At 70.6% G+C, this 5,060-nt stretch carries 7 protein-coding genes; all 7 read right to left on the minus strand.

Going from position 1 to position 5,060, the window contains the following annotated elements:
* On the minus strand, nt 1-1,161 hold a 1,161-nt coding region (gene dxs / locus Q0588_RS04695; RefSeq protein ID WP_298744188.1), incomplete at its 3' end, for a 1-deoxy-D-xylulose-5-phosphate synthase.
* 189 nt (nt 1,162-1,350) lie between these two features.
* On the minus strand, nt 1,351-2,259 hold the full coding sequence (locus tag Q0588_RS04700) for a polyprenyl synthetase family protein (RefSeq protein WP_298744194.1): 909 nt from the start codon (nt 2,257-2,259) through the stop codon (nt 1,351-1,353).
* Entirely contained in the window at nt 2,256-2,609 is a 354-nt protein-coding gene (locus Q0588_RS04705; RefSeq protein ID WP_298744196.1) for a tRNA-binding protein, read from the minus strand. The genes Q0588_RS04700 and Q0588_RS04705 overlap by 4 nt, the downstream gene beginning before the upstream one ends.
* The gene (locus Q0588_RS04710; protein ID WP_298744189.1) at nt 2,609-2,857 is read right to left on the minus strand and encodes an exodeoxyribonuclease VII small subunit; all 249 of its coding nucleotides are present in this window, start codon (nt 2,855-2,857) and stop codon (nt 2,609-2,611) included. The genes Q0588_RS04705 and Q0588_RS04710 overlap by 1 nt, the downstream gene beginning before the upstream one ends.
* A 49-nt stretch (nt 2,858-2,906) precedes the next feature.
* On the minus strand, nt 2,907-3,560 hold the full coding sequence (locus Q0588_RS04715; protein ID WP_298744190.1) for a histidine phosphatase family protein: 654 nt from the start codon (nt 3,558-3,560) through the stop codon (nt 2,907-2,909).
* Between the two features lie 34 nt (nt 3,561-3,594).
* A complete protein-coding gene (locus tag Q0588_RS04720; RefSeq protein WP_298744192.1) occupies nt 3,595-4,422 on the minus strand; it encodes a histone deacetylase family protein in 828 nt (275 codons plus the stop codon).
* A gap of 284 nt (nt 4,423-4,706) precedes the next feature.
* Nucleotides 4,707-5,060, minus strand: a 354-nt coding sequence (locus tag Q0588_RS04725; protein WP_298744193.1) for a thiamine phosphate synthase, incomplete at its 5' end; no start/stop codon positions are given.

The raw sequence follows: 5,060 nt of genomic DNA on the forward strand, positions 1-5,060 counted from the left end.
GCAGACCGGCTTCATGCCGTCGGCGGCGAGGCCGGCGGCGAAGGTGACGGCGTGCTGTTCGGCGATGCCGACGTCATGGGTGCGCTCGGGGAAGGCCTGGCCGAACAGGTCCAGCCCGGTGCCGGACGGCATGGCCGCGGTGATGGCGACGATCGAGGGGTCGAGCGTCGCGCGCTTGATCAGTTCGGTCCCGAACACCTTGGTGTAGCTGGGGGCGTTGGAGACGGATCTGGACTGCTGGCCGGAAACCACGTCGAATTTGGCCACCGCATGCAGCTTGTCGGCGCTGGTCTCGGCCGGGGCGTAGCCCTTGCCTTTTTGCGTGACGACATGGACGATCACCGGCCGGTCGGCGATGGCGGCGGCGTTCCTGAGGATCGGGACGAGGTTGTCCATGTCGTGCCCGTCGACCGGTCCGACGTAGTAGAAGCCCAGCTCCTCGAAGAAGGTGCCGCCGACGATCATGCCGCGGGCGTATTCCTCGGCCTTGCGGGCGGCGTCGCGGAACGGGCGCGGCAGATGTTCGGCCACCGACTTGCCGAAGCGGCGGAAATTGCGATAGGCGCCGCCCGAGACCTGTTTGGCCAGATAGGCGCTCATGCCGCCGACCGGGGGGGCGATCGACATGTCGTTGTCGTTGAGGATGACGACCAGCTGTTTGGTGGTCTCGGCGGCGTTGTTCATCGCCTCATAGGCCATGCCCGCCGACATCGAGCCGTCGCCGATCACGGCCACGACCTTGTGGCTCTCGCCCTTCTGGTCGCGGGCGGCGCAGAAGCCGAGGGCGGCGCTGATCGAGGTCGAGGCGTGGGCGGCGCCGAACGGGTCGTATTCGCTCTCGCTGCGTTTGGTGAAGCCCGACAGGCCGCCGGGCTGGCGCAGGGTGCGGATGCGGTCGCGCCGGCCGGTCAGGATCTTGTGCGGATAGCACTGGTGGCCGACGTCCCAGATCAGGATGTCCTTCGGGGTCTCGAACACATGGTGCAGGGCCACGGTCAGCTCGACCACGCCGAGACCCGCGCCGAGGTGGCCGCCGGTGACCGAGACGGCGTCGATGGTCTCGGCCCGCAACTCGTCGGCCAGCTGCTTCAGCTGGGGGATGTCGAAGCCGCGCGTGTCGGCGGGGATGTGGACCTGATCGAGCAGCGGGGTATCGGGCATGAACTCAGATGTTCCTTACGCGCTCTTCTCTGCCCGTCATCCCCGGGCCTGACCCGAGGATCGGACCTTCCGGCGCTCGGTGGCCGGGATTATCGCAGTCAGAGAAGCCTTTGGATACCGGGCTGTTCCCAACCTCCGGCCCTCAGGTCAAGCCCGGGGCGCGCGGGGAGCAGGAACGGCGGGGAGGACTCAGGACCGGCGCTGGAGCACATAGTCGACGCTGGCCTTGAGGATGTCGGCGTCGGGGCCGAACACGTCGAGGTGGGCGCGGGCCTGGTCGGCCAGATGGGCGACGCGGCGACGGGCCTGTTCGACGCCCAGCAGGGTGACGAAATTGGTCTTGCCCTGGGCCTGGTCCTTGCGCGCCGCCTTGCCGAGGATGTCCTCGTCGCCCTCGACGTCGAGCAGGTCGTCGACGATCTGGTAGGCCAGGCCGATGTCGTGGGCGAAGCTGGTCAGGGCCTGGCGGTGCGCCTCGCGGGCGTCGGCGATGATCAGCGGGATCTCGAAGGCGTAGGTGAACAGGGCCCCGGTCTTGAGCCGCTGCATCCGGGCCACGCCGCCGAGGTCGTCGCGCACGCCGAGCAGGTCGATCATCTGGCCCCCCGCCATGCCGCGCGCGCCCGAGGCCAGCGACAGCCGGGCGGCCAGTTCGCAGCGGACCGCGGCGTTGGCATGGGTGTCAGGGTGCAGCAGGATGTCGAAGGCGGCGGTCTGCAGGGCGTCGCCGGCGAGCACGGCGGTGGCCTCGTCATAGGCCCGGTGCACGGTCGGGCGGCCGCGGCGGACGTCGTCGTCGTCCATGCAGGGCAGGTCGTCGTGGACCAGGCTGTAGGCATGGACGCATTCGAGGGCGCAGGCGGCGCGCAGCACCGGCCGCTCCTCGATGTCGAACAGGGCGGCGGCCTCGAGCGCGAAGAAGGGCCGCAGCCGCTTGCCGGGGCCGAGGGCGGCGTAGCGCATCGCCTCGGTCAGGCGCGACTCGGGACCGTCGGCCCGGGGCAGCAGCTCGTCGAGGGCGACGGTGACGAGGTCGGCGGTCTCGGCCACCCGGTCGATGACGCCCTGCTCCGGGGAATTGGCGGCGAGGACGATCAGAACAGCCTCCCGCCCACCGGAACCTCGCGGTCGACGCCGACGAGGACCACCTCGCCGGCCGCGTCCGGGAAGCCGAGGGTCAGCACCTCGGACATGAACGGGCCGATCTGGCGCGGCGGGAAATTGACCACGGCGGCGACCTTGCGGCCGACCAGCTGGTCCGGGGTGTAGTGGACGGTGATCTGGGCCGAGGACTTCTTCACGCCGATATCGGGACCGAAGTCGATGGCCAGCTTGAAAGCGGGCTTGCGGGCCTGGGGGAAGGGCTCGGCGGAGATCACCTCGCCGACGCGGATGTCGACCTTCATGAAGTCGTCGAACGAGATCGTCTCCGCGGCCGCGGCGGACATCAGTCGAACCCGGCCGGCTCGACGCCGCCGGCCTGGCCGTCCGGGCCGACGACGATCTTCTCGACGCGCAGCTGGGCGGCCCTGAGCCGGTTCTCGCAGTGGGCCTTGAGGCGCGCGCCCTCTTCATACAGGGCGATCGACTCCTCGAGCGGGGCCTGGCCGGACTCGAGGCGGGAGACGATCTGTTCGAGGCGCTGCAGGGCGTCCTCGAAACTGAGCTCGGCGGGGATGGCGGCGGCGTCGGTCATCGGCGGCGACCCTAGAGGGGCCGGATGCGCGCTTCAACGGGGAAGCGGATCAGCGGCGTTCGTAGCGGCGCTGGGACCAGTATTTGAAGCCCTGGTTGTGGACCAGCTTCCAGCCGTCGGCCTTCAGCCGCCGGCCGACCATGTGGTTGAAATAGCCGTGGGCGAGGACCAGCACGTCCTGGCCCGACTCGGCCCGGGCGATCAGGGCCCGGGCGGCGGCCTCGGAACGGGCCTCGGCCTCGCGGCGGGTCTCCTGGCCCTCGTGGTGATTGAAGGCGTGCCACCAGATGCGGGCCACGGCGCCCCAGTATTTCGGCGGCAGTTTGAACCAGGAGGGGAAGTGCGGCGGCGGCAGCGGGGCCTCGATGAACAGGGCGTCGCTCATCACCTCGCGGCCGGCGGCGATGGCGGCGGCGGTCTCCTGGGCGCGCGGGCGGGTCGAGGCGTAGATGGCCCCGGCGCCCTCGGCCGTGACCAGCAGTTCGGGCGGCGGGGTCTGGCCGGCGCGCAGGCCGCCGACCTCATAGCGGGCCCACCAGTCGCGGTACTGGTCGGAGCTCAGCAGGCATTTGCGCGACAGGGCCGGCTCGCCGTGGCGGGCGAGGATGATGGCCCCGGGCCGGACGGAGACGAGCGCCGCCGGGCGCGGAACGGGCGCGGGGGCGGGCTGGTCGGGAGCGGGGTCTCGGGCGGGAGCTGACATGAGCGGCGGGCGGAACAGTATCGCGATCCGGCCCCTAGTCCTCCCCCAAAGCCTGGACATGGGCGGCCGCCGAGCGGCCGAGCCCCTCAAGGTCGTAACCGCCCTCGAGCGAGGAAACAACCTTGCCCGCGCAGCGCGAGCGCGCGACCTCGACGACGGCGCGGGTCGCCCAGGCGAAATCCCCGGCCTCGAGGCTCTGGTGGGCCAGCGGATCGCGCCGGTGGGCGTCGAAGCCGGCGGAGATCAGGATCAGGTCGGGCCGGAAGGTGTCCAGCGCCGGCATCAGGGCGCCGGAGAAGGCGGCGCGCCAGGCCTCGCGGGCCGCATGTGGGGGCACGGGCGCGTTGACGATGTTGCCGACCCCGGTCTCGGACGCCGCGCCCGTGCCCGGATAGAGGGGCGACTGGTGGATGGAGCCGAGGAACAGGCCGGCGTCGGCCTCGAAGGCGGCCTGGGTGCCGTTGCCGTGGTGGACGTCGAAATCGATGACGGCGACGCGGGCGAGGCCCTCGGACTGGGCCACCCGGGCGGCGACGGCGACATTGGAGAACAGGCAGAAGCCCATGGCCCGGTCGGGCTCGGCATGGTGGCCGGGCGGGCGGACGGCGGCGAAGGCGCGGGCCGCCTCGCCCCGGGCCACGGCGCGGACGGCGTCGATCACGGCCCCGGCGGCGAGGCGGGCGGCGCGGACGCTGCCGGGCGACAGCACGGTGTCGGCGTCGAGGGCGTTCAGCCCGTCGGCGGGCGAGGCGTTGAGCAGGCCGGCCACGTAGGCGACCGGGTGCAGCCGCTCCAGATCGGCGATCGAGGCCTCGGTGGCGGCGCGGCGGTCGCGCGCGATACGACGAACGGCGCCGATCATGGGTTCAGTTCCGCTGCCGCAGCAAGGGCGTCTTCGACGGTGGGGGCTTTATTGGCCTGACCGGGCGCCGACGGAAACTGCGGCTTGTGGGCCGAATCGCGTTCATCAGACATGGGGTTGCTCGCTTCTTGAACGGAACGTGCATCGCCGAAACGCCCTAAGGCGAATCCAAACGTAGCGTGTCATTCACCAATCCCCGCCTCTACGATCGAAAGACACCGATCCAGGTAGCCGCTGCCCATCGCAACGACCGTTACCATTTAATAGAGCGAGGCCGGCCCCGGTTACCAGACCTCGCTCTGCAGGGCGATACCATGTGCGCCGTGGTGCATCGCCGTTGCCAGCAGGTCGAACCGCATCCCGCCCAGTGCATAGACGGGCACCGGGCAGTTTCGCGTCAATGCGGCGAACTGATCCCAGCCCATACCGGGACGACCCGGGTGACTCGCGGTAGGCAATACCTGGGACACCACGACGAAGCTGGCATGCAGGCGTGCGGCCTGCGTCAGCTCTTCGGAGCGGTGGCACGAGGCCGCCCAGAAGTCCATCGCCGGCGGCGTACTCAAGCGCATGAGCTGGTCTGCCTGCAGATGCACTCCGTCGGCACCCGCGCGTACCGCGGCGGCAACATCGCCATT

Source organism: uncultured Brevundimonas sp. (genome assembly GCF_937870815.1).
GTDB lineage: Bacteria > Pseudomonadota > Alphaproteobacteria > Caulobacterales > Caulobacteraceae > Brevundimonas.